The 17205-nt window shown below is 64.5% G+C and carries 15 protein-coding genes; 11 read left to right on the top strand and 4 right to left on the bottom strand.

Going from position 1 to position 17205, the window contains the following annotated elements:
* The first annotated feature begins 56 nt into the window (after nt 1–56).
* From RAD16_RS09090 to RAD16_RS09080, 3 genes are all read left to right on the top strand, one after another.
* Nucleotides 57–1292: a putative DNA modification/repair radical SAM protein gene (locus RAD16_RS09090; protein WP_458157540.1), complete on the top strand. Its 1236-nt coding sequence runs from the start codon at nt 57–59 to the stop codon at nt 1290–1292.
* Complete coding sequence (locus RAD16_RS09085; protein WP_458157539.1) at nt 1292–2734, top strand: UdgX family uracil-DNA binding protein; 1443 nt, start codon at nt 1292–1294, stop codon at nt 2732–2734. Before RAD16_RS09090 ends, RAD16_RS09085 begins: the two co-directional genes overlap by 1 nt.
* A 97-nt stretch (nt 2735–2831) precedes the next feature.
* Nucleotides 2832–4460 (top strand): inorganic phosphate transporter, encoded by a 1629-nt coding sequence (locus tag RAD16_RS09080; RefSeq protein WP_458157538.1) that lies wholly within the window; start codon nt 2832–2834, stop codon nt 4458–4460.
* A gap of 74 nt (nt 4461–4534) precedes the next feature.
* On the opposite strand, the gene RAD16_RS09075 is transcribed toward RAD16_RS09080, so the two are convergent.
* Nucleotides 4535–5707 (bottom strand): M20 aminoacylase family protein, encoded by a 1173-nt coding sequence (locus RAD16_RS09075; RefSeq protein WP_458157537.1) that lies wholly within the window; start codon nt 5705–5707, stop codon nt 4535–4537.
* Between the two features lie 203 nt (nt 5708–5910).
* Here RAD16_RS09075 and RAD16_RS09070 point away from each other — a divergent pair, with 203 nt between their 5' ends.
* From RAD16_RS09070 to RAD16_RS09040, 7 genes are all read left to right on the top strand, one after another.
* Nucleotides 5911–7530 (top strand): GMC family oxidoreductase, encoded by a 1620-nt coding sequence (locus RAD16_RS09070; protein ID WP_458157536.1) that lies wholly within the window; start codon nt 5911–5913, stop codon nt 7528–7530.
* Nucleotides 7531–7546: 16 nt separating this feature from the next.
* Complete coding sequence (locus RAD16_RS09065; RefSeq protein ID WP_458157535.1) at nt 7547–8437, top strand: alpha/beta fold hydrolase; 891 nt, start codon at nt 7547–7549, stop codon at nt 8435–8437.
* Nucleotides 8438–8617: 180 nt separating this feature from the next.
* Nucleotides 8618–9559 (top strand): metallophosphoesterase family protein, encoded by a 942-nt coding sequence (locus tag RAD16_RS09060; protein ID WP_458157534.1) that lies wholly within the window; start codon nt 8618–8620, stop codon nt 9557–9559.
* A 19-nt stretch (nt 9560–9578) separates the two neighbouring features.
* Entirely contained in the window at nt 9579–9914 is a 336-nt protein-coding gene (locus RAD16_RS09055) for a cupredoxin domain-containing protein (protein WP_458157533.1), read from the top strand.
* A 127-nt stretch (nt 9915–10041) separates the two neighbouring features.
* Nucleotides 10042–10590, top strand: a complete 549-nt coding sequence (locus tag RAD16_RS09050; protein ID WP_458157532.1) for a sigma-70 family RNA polymerase sigma factor — start codon at nt 10042–10044, stop codon at nt 10588–10590.
* Nucleotides 10587–11354 (top strand): anti-sigma factor family protein, encoded by a 768-nt coding sequence (locus RAD16_RS09045; RefSeq protein ID WP_458157531.1) that lies wholly within the window; start codon nt 10587–10589, stop codon nt 11352–11354. The genes RAD16_RS09050 and RAD16_RS09045 overlap by 4 nt, the downstream gene beginning before the upstream one ends.
* A gap of 102 nt (nt 11355–11456) precedes the next feature.
* Nucleotides 11457–11642 carry a hypothetical protein gene (locus RAD16_RS09040; protein WP_458157530.1) on the top strand — a complete coding sequence of 62 codons (186 nt, stop codon included), beginning with the start codon at nt 11457–11459 and terminating at the stop codon, nt 11640–11642.
* Between the two features lie 15 nt (nt 11643–11657).
* On the opposite strand, the gene RAD16_RS09035 is transcribed toward RAD16_RS09040, so the two are convergent.
* Together RAD16_RS09035 and hpnO are read right to left on the bottom strand one after the other, a co-directional pair.
* Nucleotides 11658–12062 (bottom strand): GFA family protein, encoded by a 405-nt coding sequence (locus tag RAD16_RS09035; protein WP_458157529.1) that lies wholly within the window; start codon nt 12060–12062, stop codon nt 11658–11660.
* A 110-nt stretch (nt 12063–12172) separates the two neighbouring features.
* On the bottom strand, nt 12173–13564 hold the full coding sequence (gene hpnO, locus RAD16_RS09030) for an aminobacteriohopanetriol synthase HpnO (RefSeq protein WP_326899602.1): 1392 nt from the start codon (nt 13562–13564) through the stop codon (nt 12173–12175).
* A 141-nt stretch (nt 13565–13705) separates the two neighbouring features.
* Between hpnO and RAD16_RS09025 the strand changes: the two genes are divergently transcribed.
* Nucleotides 13706–14371: a DUF2147 domain-containing protein gene (locus RAD16_RS09025; RefSeq protein ID WP_458157528.1), complete on the top strand. Its 666-nt coding sequence runs from the start codon at nt 13706–13708 to the stop codon at nt 14369–14371.
* On the opposite strand, the gene hpnN is transcribed toward RAD16_RS09025, so the two are convergent.
* Complete coding sequence (gene hpnN, locus RAD16_RS09020) at nt 14339–16927, bottom strand: hopanoid transporter HpnN (protein WP_458157527.1); 2589 nt, start codon at nt 16925–16927, stop codon at nt 14339–14341. The genes RAD16_RS09025 and hpnN overlap by 33 nt on opposite strands.
* Nucleotides 16928–17205 lie beyond the last annotated feature (278 nt).

Here is a 17205-nt window from a genome sequence, read left to right as displayed (position 1 = left end):
AGTCAATCGAATTGGTGGACTTTCGGATTCATGAGCCGAATCAAAGGGATTGAGGCATGGACGTGCAACGCAAGCTGGAGATTCTCGCGGACGCCGCCAAGTACGACGCGTCCTGCGCCTCCAGCGGCACCGAGAAGCGGGATTCCACCGACGGCAAGGGCATGGGCTCGACCGCGCCGGGCATGGGTATCTGCCATTCCTATGCGCCGGACGGACGCTGCATCTCGCTGCTCAAGGTGTTGCTGACCAATGCCTGCAATTACGATTGCCTCTATTGCGTCAACCGCGCCTCCTCGAACGTGCCGCGCGCCCGCTTCACCATCGACGAGGTGGTCAAGCTCACGCTCGACTTCTACCGGCGCAATTACATCGAGGGCCTGTTCCTCTCCTCCGGCATCATCCGCAGCCCCGACTACACGATGGAGCAAGTGGTCAGCGTCGCGCGCAAACTGCGCGAGGAGCATCACTTTCGCGGCTACATCCATCTCAAGACCATTCCCGAGGCCGACGACGCGCTGATCGCGGAGGCCGGCAAATATGCCGACCGTCTCTCCATCAACATCGAAATGCCTGAGGAAACGAGCCTGCAGCAATTCGCGCCGGAGAAAGACGTCCGCGCGATCCGCCGCACCATGGGCCGGCTGCGGCTGAAGCTCGACGAGGCCGAGGACAACCGCAACACAAAGACGAAGGCGAAGCCGCAGCGTTTCGCGCCGGCAGGTCAAAGCACGCAGATGATCGTCGGCGCCGACAGCGCGAACGACCACACCATTCTCCACACCAGCGCCAATCTCTACGGCTCCTACCGGCTGCGACGCGTCTATTATTCCGCCTTCAGCCCGATCCCCGATGCCAGCCGCGCCTTGCCGCTGGTGCAGCCGCCGCTGCTGCGCGAGCACCGGCTCTACCAGGCCGACTGGCTGATGCGGTTCTACGGCTTCGACGTCGGCGAGATCGTCGACGACAGCGCGATGCTGCCGCTCGACATCGATCCGAAGCTCGCCTGGGCGCTGCGCCATCGCGACCGTTTCCCGCTCGACGTCAACCGCGCCAGCCGCGAGGAATTGTTGCGCGTGCCGGGCTTCGGCACCAAGGCGGTCGAGCGCATCATCGCAACGCGGCGCACCACCACGATCCGCCTCTCCGATTTCGCGCGGCTGCACGTGCCCCGCAACAAGGCGCTGCCGTTCATCATCCTCAGCGATCACCGCCCCTCGCCGCATCGTCTTGATGCTGCCGGGTTGATCGACCGGTTCAAGCCGAAGGCAACACAACTAGGGTTTGGTTTCTGATGCAGTACATCATCCTCGACACCGAAACCGATTTCGACGGCTGGCGCAAAGCCGCGCGTTCGCTCGTGCTTCATCATGTGGAGCCTGCCGATATCACCTGGACCGTGCAGGGCGGCGAAACAGAATTGTTCGCGCCACCCGCGCCATCTCCGATCCTCGAGGTGAACGACGGCACCTTCAACGTATCAGGCAAATTCATCGACCTCGCCCAGGCCGCGATCCTGCATCGCGATGTCGAGCGATTTGCGATCCTCTATCGCCTGCTCTGGCGATTGAAGGACAATCACGATCTCATCGAGGTCGCGACCGACGCCGATGTCGCGCAGATCACGGCGATGGCGAGAGCGGTCCGTCGCGACGAGCACAAGATGCATGCCTTCGTGCGCTTCCGCGAGATCGGCCGGGAGCGCGATGCATATTACGTCGCCTGGTTCGAGCCGGAGCACTATATCGTCGAGCTCGCAGCCCCATTCTTCGCAAAACGCTTTGCTGACATGCCGTGGTCGATCCTGACGCCGGATCTCTGCGCGCATTGGGACGGCCATGCGCTCTCGTTCACGCCGGGCGTGAGCAAGAGCGAGGCACCGGGCGAAGACCGGCTCGAGGAAACCTGGCGCCGCTACTACGCCAGCATCTTCAATCCGGCGCGCTTGAAGGTGAAGGCGATGCAGACGGAGATGCCGAAGAAATACTGGAGGAACCTGCCCGAGGCTTCGATCATTAAGCCTTTGATCGAGGATGCCGAGCGCATGACCGGCGCCATGATCGCCAATGCCGCAACCGATCCGCACAAGCCTCAGAAGCGGCCGGAGGCTCCGATGACACGCAAGCGTGCTGCCGACGATCTCGAAGCGCTTCGCGAGGAGGCCGCGCATTGCCGCGCCTGCCCGCTCTACAGGGACGCGACGCAAACCGTGTTCGGCGAGGGCCCTGAGAACGCGACCATCATGCTGGTCGGCGAGCAGCCCGGCGACAAGGAAGACCTCGCCGGCCATCCCTTCGTCGGTCCGGCCGGGCAGATGCTCGACCGCGCGCTCGAGGAAGCCGGCGTCGACCGCAGGAAGGTCTACGTCACCAACGCGGTGAAGCACTTCAAATTCGTGCCGCGCGGAAAGATTCGCCTGCACCAAAAGCCGGCAACGCCGGAGATCAAAGCGTGCCGGCAATGGTATGAGCGGGAAGTTTCGGTAATCCAGCCTAAGCTCGTCGTGGCGATGGGCGCCACCGCCGCGCAAAGCGTGTTCGGCAAGATCACCCCTATAGGCAAGACCCGCGGCCGGCTCATAGACTTGCCCGACGGACGCAAGGCGCTGGTGACCGTGCACCCGTCCTATCTGCTGCGGCTGCCCGATCCGGAAGCCAAGGTGCTGGAATATCAGCGCTTTGTCGAAGACCTGAAGATCGCCGCCGGTCTGCAGAAGAAGGCCCCGCGCGCCGCCTAAATACAGGCGGGAAAGCGGCTTTTCGACGCAGCTGTCATCCAGCCTTCAAATCCTTCGCGGACAATAGCCCTTCCAATTAGTTAAGGGGCGTCCAAAAATGACAGATGTTGCATTCGACCGTGCGGTAGGCGATCCGGCACCCGTCCAACCGGCCTCCAGGCCCAATCTCGACAAAGGCTTCAATCCGCTGACGATGATCCTGTTCTTCGGCATCCTCGCCGCGGGCCTCTTATTCGTCGCCTACAGCATCTATTCCGATGTCGATGCGACCGGCACCAAGGTCACGAGCTTCGTTCCCTACATCCTGCTGTTCGTCGCGCTCCTGATCGCGCTCGGCTTCGAATTCGTCAACGGCTTCCACGACACCGCCAACGCGGTGGCAACCGTGATCTACACCCACTCGCTGCCGGCGGAATTCGCGGTGATGTGGTCCGGCCTGTTCAACTTCCTCGGCGTGTTGACCTCGACCGGCGCCGTGGCGTTCGGCATCGTCTCGCTGCTGCCGGTGGAGCTGATCCTGCAGGTCGGCTCCAGCGCAGGCTTTGCGATGGTGTTCGCGCTGCTGATCGCCGCGATCCTCTGGAATCTCGGCACCTGGTTCTTCGGCCTGCCGGCCTCGTCCTCGCACACGCTGATCGGCTCGATCATCGGCGTCGGCGTCGCCAACGCGATGATGCGCGGCCGCGACGGCACTTCGGGCGTGGACTGGGGCAAGGCCACCGAAATCGGCTATGCGCTGCTGCTGTCGCCGCTCGTCGGCTTTATCTGCGCCGCCGGCCTGTTGCTTGTGCTCAAGATGATCGTCAAGAACCCGGCGCTCTACGCCGCGCCTGAGGGCCACAAGGCCCCGCCGATCTGGATCCGCGGCCTGCTGATCCTGACCTGCACCGGCGTCAGCTTCGCCCACGGCTCGAACGACGGCCAGAAGGGCATGGGCCTGATCATGCTGATCCTGATCGGCACCGTGCCGACGGCCTATGCGCTCAATCGCGCGTTGCCGGAGTCGCAGGTCGCCCAGTTCCAGAAGGTCTCGGATGCCGCCGCCAAGGTGATCGCGGCCAAGGGCGCCGGCCACGCGATCATCGGCGATCCCCGTCCTGCGGTGACGCAGTACATCACCTCGCACCACATCAGCGAAGGCACCTATCCCTCGCTGTCGGTGCTGGTGAAGGACGTCGGCGACCAGGTCGCGAAGTACGGCTCGCTCAACAAGGTGCCGGCGGAAGTGGTCGGCAACACCCGTAACGACATGTACTTGACCTCGGAAGCGATCCGCTTCCTGATGAAGGACAAGGAAAACGATCTCAACAAGGAAGAGGTCGCGACCTTGAATGCCTACAAGGGCGGACTCGACAGCGCGACCAAATTCATCCCGACCTGGGTGAAGGTTGCAGTGGCGATCGCGCTCGGCCTCGGCACGATGGTCGGCTGGAAGCGCATCGTCGTGACCGTCGGCGAGAAGATCGGCAAGACCCATCTGACCTACGCGCAGGGCGCCTCCGCCGAGCTCGTCGCCGCCGGCACGATCTTCGCCGCGGACAACTTCGGCCTGCCGGTGTCGACGACGCACGTTCTGTCGTCAGGCGTCGCAGGCGCGATGGCCGCGAACGGCTCGGGTCTGCAGGTCTCCACCATCAGGAACATGGTGATGGCCTGGGTGCTGACCCTGCCCGTCGCCATCCTGCTGTCGGGCACGCTCTACGTGATCTTCTCGCGCATTTTCTGAAGCCGGTCAGATCCCGCAAAGACAAAGGGCCCGTGCGATGCACGGGCCCTTTTTAGTTGTGCTTCGGCCTGGCGCTACGACGCCGCCAGAGATTCCTCGACCAGCTTGACCCAGTAGGACGTGCCGTAAACGATCGCCTCATCGTTGAAATTGTAGGCGGGGTGATGCAGGCCGGCGCTGTCGCCATTGCCGCAGAAGATGAAGGCGCCGGGGCGCGCTTCCAGCATGTAGGCGAAATCCTCGCCGCCCATCAGCGGCGGCATCTCGTGCACATTGGCCTCGCCCGCAACCTGCTTTGCGATGCGCCGCGCCACCTCGGTCTCCGCGGCGTGGTTGTTCACGACGGGATAGTTGCGCTTGTAGTGCAGGTCGATCTTGGCGCCGGTGATCTGCGCCACGCCCGCGACCACTTCGTGCACGCGCTTCTCGACCAGCTTGCGCACCTCCGGCGACAGCGTGCGGATGGTGCCCCGCAGCGTCGCCGTCTGCGGAATGACGTTGCGGGCGTTGCCGGCGTGGAATTCGCAGATCGAGATCACGGCCGACTCGAGCGGATCGACGCTGCGCGCGACGATCGACTGCAAGGCGGTGATCACCTGCGCGCCAACCAGCACCGAGTCCACGCATTTGTGCGGACGCGCGGCGTGGCCGCCGAGGCCCTCGATATTGATGTCGACCTCGTCGGTCGCCGCCATGATCGGGCCCGGCCGGATCGCGAAGGAGCCGACCGGAATGCCCGGACCATTGTGCATGCCGTAGACCTGCTCGATGCCGAAGCGCTCCATCAGGCCGTCCTTGACCATGGCCGCGCCACCGGCACCGCCCTCTTCGGCCGGCTGGAAGATCACCACGGCATCGCCGGCGAAGTTGCGGGTCTCGGCGAGATAGCGCGCCGCGCCGAGCAGCATCGCGGTGTGGCCGTCATGGCCGCAGGCGTGCATCTTGCCCGGCGTCTTGGAGGCGTAAGGCAGGTTGGTCTGCTCATCGACAGGCAGCGCATCCATGTCGGCGCGCATGCCGATCACCTTGAGCCCGTCGCCGGCCGGCTTGTTGCCCTTGATCACGCCGACCACGCCGGTCTGGCCGAGGCCAGTCACGACCTCGTCGCAGCCGAACTCGCGCAGGCGGTCCGCGACGAATGCTGCAGTGCGGTGGACGTCGTAGAGAAGCTCGGGATGCTCATGGATGTCCCGGCGCCAGGCCTGAATACCGGGTTGAAGGTCGGCGACGCGGTTCACGATGGGCATGGAGGGGTCTCAAGCTCTGTTGAAAATACAGGACTGTCTACCATGCAAGCACCAGTCCACCCAACTGCCTGACATCGGGGCCTAGCCCTGCCCGCCTGGCATAGCCGAACTTGTGGCCTGCTTGTCTTGTGGCCTGCTTGTCTTGGCCCGCCGCGTCTGCCTATTAGGACGGAACGTTAAGTGACCATCCGGGTGGAAGCAGAATGCCAAGACGGCTCGAAGGTGAGTTTGACTATATCGTCGTCGGCGCCGGCACGGCCGGCTGCATCCTCGCCAACCGGCTCTCGGCCGTACCCGGGAACCGCGTCCTCATTCTCGAGGCCGGCGGCGACGACAACTGGATCTGGTTCCACATCCCGGTCGGCTATCTCTTCGCGATCGGCAATCCGCGTTCGGACTGGATGTTCAAGACCGAGGCCGAGCCGGGCCTGAACGGCCGCGCGCTCGCTTACCCCAGAGGCAAGGTGATCGGCGGCTGCTCGGCGATCAACGCCATGATCTCGATGCGTGGCCAGGCCGCCGATTACGATCACTGGCGCCAGCTCGGCATGACCGGCTGGGGCTATGACGACGTGCTGCCGCTGTTCAAGCGGCTGGAAGATCATTTCCTCGGCGCGAGCGAACATCACGGCGCCGGCGGTGGCTGGCGCATCGAGGCGCCGCGGCTGTCGTGGGACGTTCTCGATGCCGTCGGCGATGCAGCCGAGGAGATGGGCATCAAGCGCATCCCGGATTTCAACACCGGCGACAACGAAGGCACGAGCTATTTCCACGTCAACCAGAAGCGCGGCCGGCGCTGGTCGTCGGCGCGCGGCTTCCTCAAGCCGGCACTGAACCGTCCCAATCTGCGGCTCGAGAAGCATGTGCTGGTCGACCGTCTCATCATCGAGCAGGGCCGCGCTGTCGGCGTGCGCTTCATGCAGAACGGCGAGATCATCGAGGCGCGTGCGAAACGCGAGGTGGTTCTGTCGGCCGGCTCGATCGGCTCGGTGCAGGTGCTGCATCGCTCCGGCATCGGTCCCGCCGACTGGCTCTCGCCGCTCGGCATCGACATCGTCATGGACAAGCCTGGCGTGGGACGCAATCTGCAGGACCACCTCCAGCAGCGTGCGATCTACAAGGTCGAGGGCGTGCGCACGCTGAACGAGACTTACTACAATCTGTTCCGCCGCGGCCTGATGGGCCTCGACTATGCCTTCCGCCGCCGCGGTCCGCTGACGATGGCGCCGTCGCAGCTCGGCATCTTCACCCGCTCGGATGCAACGCGCGCCCGCGCCAACATCCAGTTCCACGTGCAGCCGCTGTCGCTCGACAAGTTCGGCGATCCGCTGCACCGCTTCCCCGCCATCACGGTGAGCGCCTGCAATCTGCAGCCGACCTCGCGCGGCACCGTACGGCTGCGCTCGGCAAGCCCGGACGAGAAGCCGATCATCGCGCCGAACTATCTATCGACCGACGATGACCGCCAGGTCGGCGCCGACGCCATCCGCACCACCCGCCGCCTGATGCAGCAGAAGGCGCTCGCCAAATATCGCCCGAGCGAATATCTGCCCGGCCCCTCCGTCGGCGACGACGATGCCTCACTCGCCAAGGCTGCCGGCGATATCGGCACCACCATCTTCCATCCCGTCGGCACCGCCAAGATGGGCGCGGTGAGCGATCCCATGGCGGTGGTGAACGAGCGCCTGCGCTTCTACGGCCTCACGGGCCTTCGCATCGTCGATGCCTCGATCATGCCGACCATCACCTCGGGGAACACCAACACGCCGACCGCGATGATCGCCGAGAAGGGCGCGACGATGATTTTGGAGGATGCGAAGTAGCATCACCGCTCACCCCATGATCAACCCACAGCGCTTTTCGATCGGCCCCGCCGGCGCAGAGATCGCCATGCTGCAATGGGGCGACAGCGGCAAGCCGCCCGCCCTCCTCGTGCACGGCACCGGTTTCGTGGCCGAGATCTGGGACGAGGTCGCTCGCGATCTTGCCTCGACCTACACCGTTTACGCGCACGACCGCCGCGGCCATGGCGCCAGCCACAAGCCCAACAGCTATCATTTCCTGGATTATGCCGACGACGTCTGCCGGGTGATCGACGCGCTCGGGCTGCGCGACGTCTACGGCATCGGCCACAGTGCGGGGGCGACCGATCTCCTGCTCGCGGCAAAGCTCTTGCCTGGTCGCTTCATACGCCTATTCGTGATGGAGCCGACCATCATGGACCCGCGCGCCGCACGCTCCGGCGGATTGGACGACGACTCCCTGTCCCGCGTGCAAGGCGCGCTGCGCCGTCAGTCGGAATTCGACAGTCTGGACGTCGTCTTCGAGCGCTACCGCGCGGCGCCGGTATTTGCGGATTGGACCGAAACGTCGCTACGGGCCTATGTGCGCCACGGCTTCGTGCCGCTCGAAGACGGCCGGGTCCGGCTCTGCTGCACGCCCGAGATCGAGTCGGCGATGCTGTGTCCGATCTACGAGGCGATGACGCAGGTCTACGTCGGCGATGCCCGCGGCAATCCGTTTACTGGGCTTGCCGAGATCGACTGTCCGGTGCGCGTCACGACCGCCGCGAAGTCGTGGCCGGTCTACAAGGTGATGGCCGCGCGCGCGGCGTCGCTGATTCCGCGCGTCAGCACACTGGTCTTTGAGGGCGCCGGGCATTGCGTCGCGCAGGAAGTGCCGGCGGCTGTGGTGGAAGCTGTGCGGGAATTCGCGAACTCCGCTCCGTAACCCGGATGGAGCGACGCGCAATCCGGGAATAGCCACGCGCTTGGCCCCCGCATTCCGCTCCGCTCCATGCGGGCTACAATACCCGCCACCTCACGAAAACGTCATCGCCTCCGGGAATAAGCCCCTCGCTCCCCCGATCACCTCCCCGAAGCCCAATTCCGGGCAAAGTGGAGACGTGGGATGAGCGGACACGATCACGGAGACGGCGTCAGCCGCCGCAAGGTGCTGGAATGCATGACCTGGGCCGGCACAGGGGTGCTCTGGACCGTCACGGGCGGCGTACCGCGCTCGCTCGGCATTATTGATTCCGCGGAGGCCGCGACCGCGGCGGCGCCCGGCATGACTTTCCTGCAGATCAGCGACAGCCATGTCGGCTTCGACAAGCCGGCCAATCCCAACGCGCTCGGCACTCTGGAGGAGGCCGTCAACAAGATCAACGCGATGCCGGCAAAACCATCGTTCATGATCCACACCGGCGACATCACGCATCTGTCGAAAGCCGCCGAGTTCGACAATGCCGAGCGCATCATCTCGCAGAGCAAGCTCGACGTGCACTACGTGCCCGGCGAGCACGACTTCCTCGACGAGGAAGTGAAATTCTATCGCGAGCGCTACGGCCGCGGCACTAAGGGCCAGGGCTGGTACTCGTTCGACGCCGGCGGCGTGCACTTCGTCGGCCTCGTCAACGTCGTCGACCTCAAGGCCGGGGGCCTTGGCAATCTCGGCACCGAGCAGCTCGCCTGGCTCGAGGACGATCTGCGCGGCAAGTCGAAATCGACGCCTGTCGTCCTGTTCGCCCATATCCCGCTCTGGACCGTCTATCCGGAATGGGGCTGGGGCACCGAGGACGGCGGCCGCGCGCTGGAGCTCGTGAAGGGTTTTGGCTCGGTCACCGTGCTCAACGGCCACATCCACCAGGTGATGCAGAAGGTCGAGGGCAACGTCACGTTTCACACCGCGCGCTCGACCGCCTTCCCGCAGCCGGCGCCGGGAGCAGCCCCCTCGCCCGGCCCGATGAAGGTGGAGGACGCAAAACTCCGCGGCATGCTCGGCGTTGCCAGCATCAACTTCAAGCAGAACGAGCAGCGGCTCGCGATCATCGACACGCCGCTGCAGGGCTAAGGCTGAACGGAAGCTGACAATGAAGACTCTCAATCGCCGCAACTTCAGTGCCGACCTCGGTCTCGCTTTGGCCGCGGCCATCCTTCTGCCCGCAACGAGCGCCCATGCCGACGACATGGAAGTCCATATCGACAATTTCGTCTTCCAGCCGGCCGAACTCAAGATCAAGGTCGGCACCACCGTGACCTGGACCAACCGTGACGACATCCCCCACGCCGTGGTGTCGGCCGGCAAGTTCAGGTCCAAGACCTTGGACACCGACGACAAGTTCTCGTTCACCTTCACCAATGCGGGCGACTACAAGTATTTTTGTTCGCTGCACCCGCACATGACGGGGATGATCAAGGTTGAGTAACAGCTCGAACCAAGGCATCAACGTCTTGCCCGGCCGGTGGTCCCACGCCGGCCGGGCCCGTGTGCCTTCGGTCACACACAGGGATGAAACGAAGCCGCGAACGGAACAAGAGGCAAAGCGAGGAGCGATGCCCGCCAACGACGAATTGCAGAAGGCGCAACGCTTTCGCGAGGCGGCGCTGCCCTATCTCGACGACGTCTACACGCTCGCGCGCTATCTCCTGCGCGACGCCTCCGACGCCGAGGATGCGGTGCAGGAGTGCTATCTGCGCGCGCTGAAGCATTTCGACAGCTATCGCGGGCCGGCGATGAAGCCCTGGCTGTTCGCGATCCTGCGCAACGTCTGCAACGCCGAATATGCGCGGCGCGCGCATCGGCCGAGCGCCATCGAAGATACGCCCGGCGCCGCCGACCAGACGCCGATCTGGCAGGAGAGCGAGGCGAGCCCCGAAACCGAGATGCTGCGCAGCCGCGATGCCGGCGCCATCCGCAAGCTGATCGACGCGCTCGCCGAGCCGTTCAAGGAGACATTCGTGCTGCGGGAGATCAACAACCTGTCCTATCGTGAAATCGCCACGGCCGCCGGCGTGCCCGTCGGCACCGTGATGTCCCGCCTCGCCCGCGCCCGCGCCATGCTGCGCGCGGCCTGGACGGCGGAAGAGGAGCAAGCAAGATGACCTGCGACGAAGCAAAGATCCTGCTTCACGCGCTGCTCGACAACGAGCTCGATGCCGGCCATGCGCGCGAGGTCGAAGCCCATATCGCGGGTTGTCCGGATTGCGCCGCGGAGTTCGCCGCACAGCGCGAGATGCAGCGTGTGCTCGCCGACACCGATTTGCGCTACACCGCGCCCGCGAGCCTGCGCAGCCGTATCGAAGCCGCGCTGCCGCAGCCGCAGCGCCAGCAACCGAGCCGCCGCTCCGTGCTGCGCGGTTTTGCGATGGGCTCGGCGGTCTCCGCCCTCGCCGCGTCCGGCGTCATCGCCGTGGTGCTGCGCCAGGACGATCAGCAGCGCATCCTGTCGGAGGTCGTCTCCGCGCATCTGCGCTCGCTCCAGGCCGGACACCTGATCGACGTCGTCTCCACCGACCAGCACACGGTGAAGCCCTGGTTCAACGGCAAGCTCGACGTCGCTCCGCCCGTGATCGATCTCACCGCGCAAGGCTTTACGCTGGTCGGCGGCCGGCTCGACTATATCGACGCGCGCGCCATCGGCGCGGTCGTCTACAAGCGCCGGCAGCATGTGATCAATTTGTTCGTGGCGCAGACGTCGAGCATCGAGCATCGGCCCCCGAAGACGCAGACCATGCAGGGCTTCAACTGCCGCCGCTGGGGCGAGCGCGGCCTGAACTTCTGGGCTGTCAGCGATATCGGCGCCGACGAGCTCGCCGAGTTCGTCGACAAGTTCGAGACGGCGATGAAGGCGAATGTGGAGGGGTAACAGCCTCGCCTGGCCACCGGCCACATGAGCATTCAACCGTGAGGGGTCTCACGGTCCTCCTGAGCGCGGCGCTGCAGGCTGCAGCAATCAAGGAGGACAAGAATGATTCCGCTGATAATTGTCTGCACCAGCCTGCCATCGATGTTCGCCGCCGGCTGCGCCGCATGGCTTGCCCTGAAAGAGCGCAGGCAATGGGTGTGGTTCGGCGGCCTCGCCGTACTCGCAGGCCTCGCCGGTCTGGTAACCCTGAACCTGATGCACATCTGGCAGTATGCCGGGCGATGCTAACACGGCAGCACGCCGCTACTCGAGCGGAGGAAACCGTTCGAACACGGGCAGTTCATGCGCCCGCTCCATCCAGCCAATCCGCTCGGCGACCTGGATGTGCATCACGGCCGGAACGGCATCGGGATCATCATAGGTGCCGCTCTGGATGTCGATGACGCCAGGCATCAGGTTTTCGTTGATGTAGAACAGCCCCGTGCCGCAATCGGCACAGAAGTGCCGTCGTCCATGCTCGGAGGAGTGATAGATCTTCGGCTGGCCGCGCACCACCTTGACCGCGTCGACCGGATACATCGCCCAGCCGACCATCGGTGCACCGGAGTGGCGACGGCAATCCGTGCAATGGCAGAGCGCGTGCACCATCGTGTCACCGTTCACTTCATAGCGAATCGCGCCGCAATGACAGCCGCCAGTCACAGGCATGGTTCGTTCCTTTCCCGGTCAGGTCAATGCCGGGAAAGTAAGTGGCGATTTGGCGTTTCAGGAGGCGGCCTGCTTCAGCAGGTCGCACGTCGCGACACCACGCCTCAGCCCTACGCCGACCGCCGCACCGCGTTGTCCACCAGCGTCTTGCCGAGCGACCAGATCGCGCCGGGGACCTTGTGGCTGCCGGCGATGACGTCGTCGAACGCCTTCTCGATCCAGCTGCAGTCTTCCTCGGTGATGGTGAGCGGCGGCAGCAGCTTGATGGTGTGGCTGCCGTGACCGGCGACCTGCGTCAGGATCTTGTGATCCTTGAACAGCGGCACGGTGATGAGCTGGCAGAACAGGCCCTTGTTGGCGGCCTCCAGCACGTTCCACGACGCACGCAGGCGGAGCGACTTCGGCGGACCGAACTCGACGCCGATCATCAGGCCCTTGCCGCGGACTTCCTTCATCAGCTCGTAGCCGGGCACCATCCGCGTCAGCGCGAGACGCAGCTCGGCGCCGCGCTTGGCGGCGGACTCGATCAGCTTCTCGGATTCCATGACGTCGAGCGTGGCGATGCCCGCGGCCATCGCGAGGTCATTCTTCGAGAAGGTCGAGCCGTGCACGACGGCGCGGTCCATCTGGTTGAAGATCTTGTCAAAGATGCTCTTGCGCGTCAGCACCGCGCCGACCGGCACGTGGCCGCCGGACAGCGACTTCGACAGCAGCACCATGTCAGGCTCGACGTTCCAGTGCTCGACTGCGAGGAAGCGGCCGGTGCGGCCCATGCCGGTCTGGATCTCGTCGGCGACGAACAGCGTGCCGTATTTCTTGCAGAGCGCGGCCGCGCCCGGCAGGAATTCGTCGGTGGGCATGTTGACGCCCTTGCCCTGGATCGGCTCGACGACGAACGCTGCGACCTCACGCGAGGCCAGCGCCTTTTCCAGCGCGGCCAGGTCGTTGAACGGGATCGAGGTGCAGCCCGGCAGCAGCGGCTCGAAGCCGGTGCGGAAGTTCGAATCACCGGTCAGCGACAGCGCGCCATAGGTCAAGCCGTGATAGCCGTGGGCGCAGTAGACGATGCCGGGACGCCCCGTCGCGCCTCGCGCGAACTTGATCGCGGCCTCGACGCATTCGGCGCCGGAATTGGCGAAGAACGCCTTGTCCAGATACGGGACGTATTTCAGGAGGCGTTCGGCCAGGACGCCGGCGAGCGTCGAGACGTCGAACTGGACGAGGTTGGGCAGGTCGGCATCGAGCACGCTCTTGAGCGCCTCGCGCATCACGGGATGGTTGCGCCCGATCGCAAACACGCCAAAGCCGGACAGCAGGTCGAGATAGCGCGCGCCCTCGCGGTCGTAGAGGTACTGCCCCTGCCCCTTCTGGAAGCCGACATCGTAACCGATGGTCTTCAGGACCCGGACGAACTGCTCGTTCAGATACCGATTATGCAGGGTGCTGCGCTGGGCCTGCCGGTCCGCGAACAGCTGAGACATGTCTGGATTTGGACTGTGCATCCGCTACATACTTCGGTTGAGGGCCGTCTCGTCAACAGAAAACGGACCGTGACTGAAAACGGTCTGTGCGGCCTTTTGCCCTTTTTCGGACCATCTTCGCAAGCACAGCTTTAGACCATGTTGCACTGCCAAGGAACTATCATGCGTTTAGCCCTTTACACCGGACTAATACTGGTTGGTGGTTACACCTGCCTGACTCCCGCCCTCGCGGCCGATCCGACCGGCGACTGGCGGGTCGCCGACGGCGTCGCGAATATCCGTGTCGCCCAGTGCAATGGCAGCATGTGGGGCGCGGTTTCCTGGGAGAAACAGCCCGGCGGCCGCGATGAAAACAATCCCGACGCGTCGAAAAAGACCCGACCGACGCTCGGCATGGCGACCCTGATCGACATGAAGAAAAAGCCCGGCGCCGATCTGTGGGAAGGACAGGTCTACAACGCCAAGGACGGCCAGCTCTACAGCGCGACCATCACGCCGGTTGGTTCCGATCAGCTCGAAATCAAGGGCTGCGTGATGGGCTTCCTGTGCGGTGGCGAGACCTGGACCCGGGTTGGCCCGCCGATTCCCTTGAGCACCGCCAATGCCATGGCCAAGAGCGCGCCGAAGTCCGGCGCGGCGCCAAAACCGCAAGCTGCAGCAGCGCCCCAAGGAACGGCCCAAGCCACGGCTCAAGCCACGACCGGCGCCACCGCGCCTGCGCCCGCAGCCCCGAAGGCCGCCGGCGCAGCCAAGCCCGGTCAGAAGAGCGCTGCCGACGCCGTCGGCGACATCTGCCTACTCCCGGAGATTGCGGGGTTTGCCCATTAGGGCGGGCTGAAACAGCAGCACAGCGGCAAGCGTCGTCACCAGCGAGAGTGCGAGCAGCTTGCCCATGCTGGACGTACCGGGATGGCTCGATAGCCACAGGCTGCCGAACGCGGTGGCCGTCGTTAGCGCGCTGAAAAAGATCGCGCGCGTCAGGCTGGTCTGAAGCAGGTTTGTTCTGCCCGAGCGCCAGGCCACGACATAATAGATCTTGAAGGCGACGCCGACGCCGAGCAGCAGCGGAAACGCGACGATATTGGCGAAGTTGAGCGGCAGGCCGATCAGCACGCAGATCTCGAGCGTGACCGCACCGGCCACCAGCAACGGCACCAGCGTCATCAGCACGTCCACGAAGCGGCGCAGCGTGATCCACAGCAACAAGCCGATCACCAGGAGCGCGTAGATGCCGGCGTGAATGAACGCCTTCACCACGGTGTCACCGGATTTCAGGATCGACACCGGGCCGCCGATCGCGGTCGGCTCGGCAACGAGCACCGCCGCCGCAAATTTGCGCAACGTGTCGTTGTCGTTGGGATCGCCCTTGGGCAGCGCCTCGACGCGGATGATGCCGTCCTTGCTCTTCCAGGCGTTGACCAGATCGGGCGGCAGTGAGCTCAGGGTGACGGGACCTGCCTGCATCGCATTCCTGAGCTGGTCGAACACGATCTTCATCGGCGTGACGAACACGTCCTGCGCCTTGTTGCGCGTGGCCTCGTCGCCATTGGCGAGCTTCTCGAGCGCATCCGCCAGCCTGCGCGAGGCAATGGCGCCCGGGCCCTTCGCGTCACCGGCGGTCCGGCGCAGATTTTCCACCGAGGATTTCAGCGCCTCGACGTTTTCCTGGTCGGTCGGCGCCGCGTCGATCTGGTCGGGGTTGAGCGCGGGATTCAGCACCTTGGCGCCCTGCGCAATCAGCTTCAGCTTCGGCGCCTGGTCCTGCGGCACGAAGCTGTCGAGCGACATCACCCGCAGCACCTCGGGCACCTTCTCCAGCTTCGCCTCGACCTGCCTTGCCTGCTCCTCCGACGTGGTCATCACATTGATGGCATTGGCACCGGTGTTCGGGTCCTTGCGCAGGTCGAGGAAGGTCGCGATCGACTCGGCCCTCGGATTGCGCAGGTTCATCGGGTTGAAGTCGAACTTCATGAAGTAGAGCAGCGGCAGGCCGGCGAGCGCCAGCAGCAGCGTGCCGCCCACGACCAGCACGCGGTGCTTCTCGAGGAAGTGATCGAGCGGCGCCAGGAAGGCGTAGCCGACCGGCTCCATCTCGCCGGGCGGGTTGAGCAGCTTGAGCATGGCCGGCAGAACGGTGATCGACGAGATGAACGCCACCAGCATGCCGACGCCGGCGATCTGGCCGAGCTCCGCGATGCCCTTGTAGTCGGTCGGCATGAAGCAGAGGAAGCCGGCCGCGGTCGCCATCGCCGCGAGCGACAGCGGCACCGCCGAGCGCTTCGCGGCCAGCACCAGCGCGCCCGAAAGGTCGTTGTGCTTGAAGCGCTCCGAGCGATAGCGGACGCTGTACTGGATGCCGAAATCGACGCCGAGGCCGACGAACAGCACGGCGAACGCGATCGACAGCAAATTGAACGATCCGACCATCATCAGGCCGGCGGCTGTCGTGATCGCAAGGCCGACGAAGAGATTGATGAACACGGCGAAAATGATCTTCGCCGAATGCAGCGCCAGCCACAGAATGAGCAGCACGACCAGGACGGTGCCGACGCCGTTGACGACGGCGCCCTCCTGGACGGTGGCGTATTCCTCGTTGGCGATCGGGACCGGGCCGGTCAGGCGCACGCGCGCCTGATATTTGGTCGCAAAATCCAGATCGACGGCGGCCTTACGGATCGCGTCGGTGGCGCCCTTGCCGGGTTCCAGCGCGTTGTAGTCGAGGATCGGCTTGAACTCGATGAAGGCGCGCTTCTCGGAGTCGGAGAGCGGCTCGTCGCTGACGAGCTCGCGCCAGGAGAAGCTGGCATTGCCCTTGTTGAGCACGGTCTCGACCGTCTGCGCGATCATGTTGAAGGGCCGCGCGGTATTGTCGAGCTTGACCTGGCCGCGCTTGATGCCGGCAAGCCCGGTCTCCAACGCGCCGGTCAGGCCGCGGATCGAGGGATCGCCCGCCATGATCTCGATCAGGGGCGCGGCGGATTCGAACTGGCTGGTGGTTTTGGCGACTTCCTCGGTCGGCAGGAACAGCAAGCCGTTCTTCTCGAAGAACTCGCCCGTGCCGAGCTGCTGCATCGACTGGAAGTTGGTCTTGTCGTCCTTCAGCTTGGCAAACAGCGCGTCCGAAGCCGCGGTGGCCATCTCCGGCGTCTTCGCCTCGACGACCGCCGTGATCGTCGCATCGCGGTCGAAGGCGCGGTCGAACTGCTGGTCGCGCTGGCGCCAGTCCAGATTCTGGGCAATCAGCGAATTGATGTCGGTGTTGATGGCGAAGTGCCGGGACGCGTAATAGCCCGCGCCCACCGACAGCAGGAGCCCGAGAACGACGACGAGGGAGGCAAACCGGGTGCAGGCCCTGACGATGGCAACGACTACGCTTTGCAGCACTTCTTTTCTTTCTGCGGTTAACAGCTTGCCGGAAACGCCCGCTGTTTATCGGAGTTCCCGGGCGAAACCTATTGCTGTTTTGAGTGGCTCTCGCCGCAAGAAGGTTCGAGGTAAACGGCGGGAGACCGTCGCAAATCATGCGGGGCGGTCGGTATAGCCGGGGAGTTGAGGCGGGAAAGTGGCGATGCATTGGGCACAAATGTCGCCATTTTGCCCAGAGCAGTTACTGTATTATAATACCGTGAATTTGAACCAGACGGAACCCGGTTTCATCGCAC

The organism is Bradyrhizobium sp. 18BD (genome assembly GCF_054185225.1).
Note: the sequence above shows the minus strand (reverse complement) of the source record. Positions and strands in the feature narration are given on the sequence as shown.

Bases quoted from the DNA above. Each gene is read 5' to 3' on its own strand.
- RAD16_RS09060 (WP_458157534.1), top strand. From the start codon at position 8,618: ATGAGCGGACACGATCACGGAGACGGCGTCAGCCGCCGCAAGGTGCTG.
- RAD16_RS09080 (WP_458157538.1), top strand. From the start codon at position 2,832: ATGACAGATGTTGCATTCGACCGTGCGGTAGGCGATCCGGCACCCGTC.
- RAD16_RS09090 (WP_458157540.1), top strand. From the start codon at position 57: ATGGACGTGCAACGCAAGCTGGAGATTCTCGCGGACGCCGCCAAGTAC.
- RAD16_RS09050 (WP_458157532.1), top strand. From the start codon at position 10,042: ATGCCCGCCAACGACGAATTGCAGAAGGCGCAACGCTTTCGCGAGGCG.
- RAD16_RS09075 (WP_458157537.1), bottom strand. From the start codon at position 5,707: ATGCCCATCGTGAACCGCGTCGCCGACCTTCAACCCGGTATTCAGGCC.
- RAD16_RS09070 (WP_458157536.1), top strand. From the start codon at position 5,911: ATGCCAAGACGGCTCGAAGGTGAGTTTGACTATATCGTCGTCGGCGCC.
- RAD16_RS09040 (WP_458157530.1), top strand. From the start codon at position 11,457: ATGATTCCGCTGATAATTGTCTGCACCAGCCTGCCATCGATGTTCGCC.
- hpnO (WP_326899602.1), bottom strand. From the start codon at position 13,564: ATGCACAGTCCAAATCCAGACATGTCTCAGCTGTTCGCGGACCGGCAG.
- RAD16_RS09045 (WP_458157531.1), top strand. From the start codon at position 10,587: ATGACCTGCGACGAAGCAAAGATCCTGCTTCACGCGCTGCTCGACAAC.
- RAD16_RS09035 (WP_458157529.1), bottom strand. From the start codon at position 12,062: ATGCCTGTGACTGGCGGCTGTCATTGCGGCGCGATTCGCTATGAAGTG.
- RAD16_RS09085 (WP_458157539.1), top strand. From the start codon at position 1,292: ATGCAGTACATCATCCTCGACACCGAAACCGATTTCGACGGCTGGCGC.
- RAD16_RS09055 (WP_458157533.1), top strand. From the start codon at position 9,579: ATGAAGACTCTCAATCGCCGCAACTTCAGTGCCGACCTCGGTCTCGCT.
- RAD16_RS09025 (WP_458157528.1), top strand. From the start codon at position 13,706: ATGCGTTTAGCCCTTTACACCGGACTAATACTGGTTGGTGGTTACACC.
- RAD16_RS09065 (WP_458157535.1), top strand. From the start codon at position 7,547: ATGATCAACCCACAGCGCTTTTCGATCGGCCCCGCCGGCGCAGAGATC.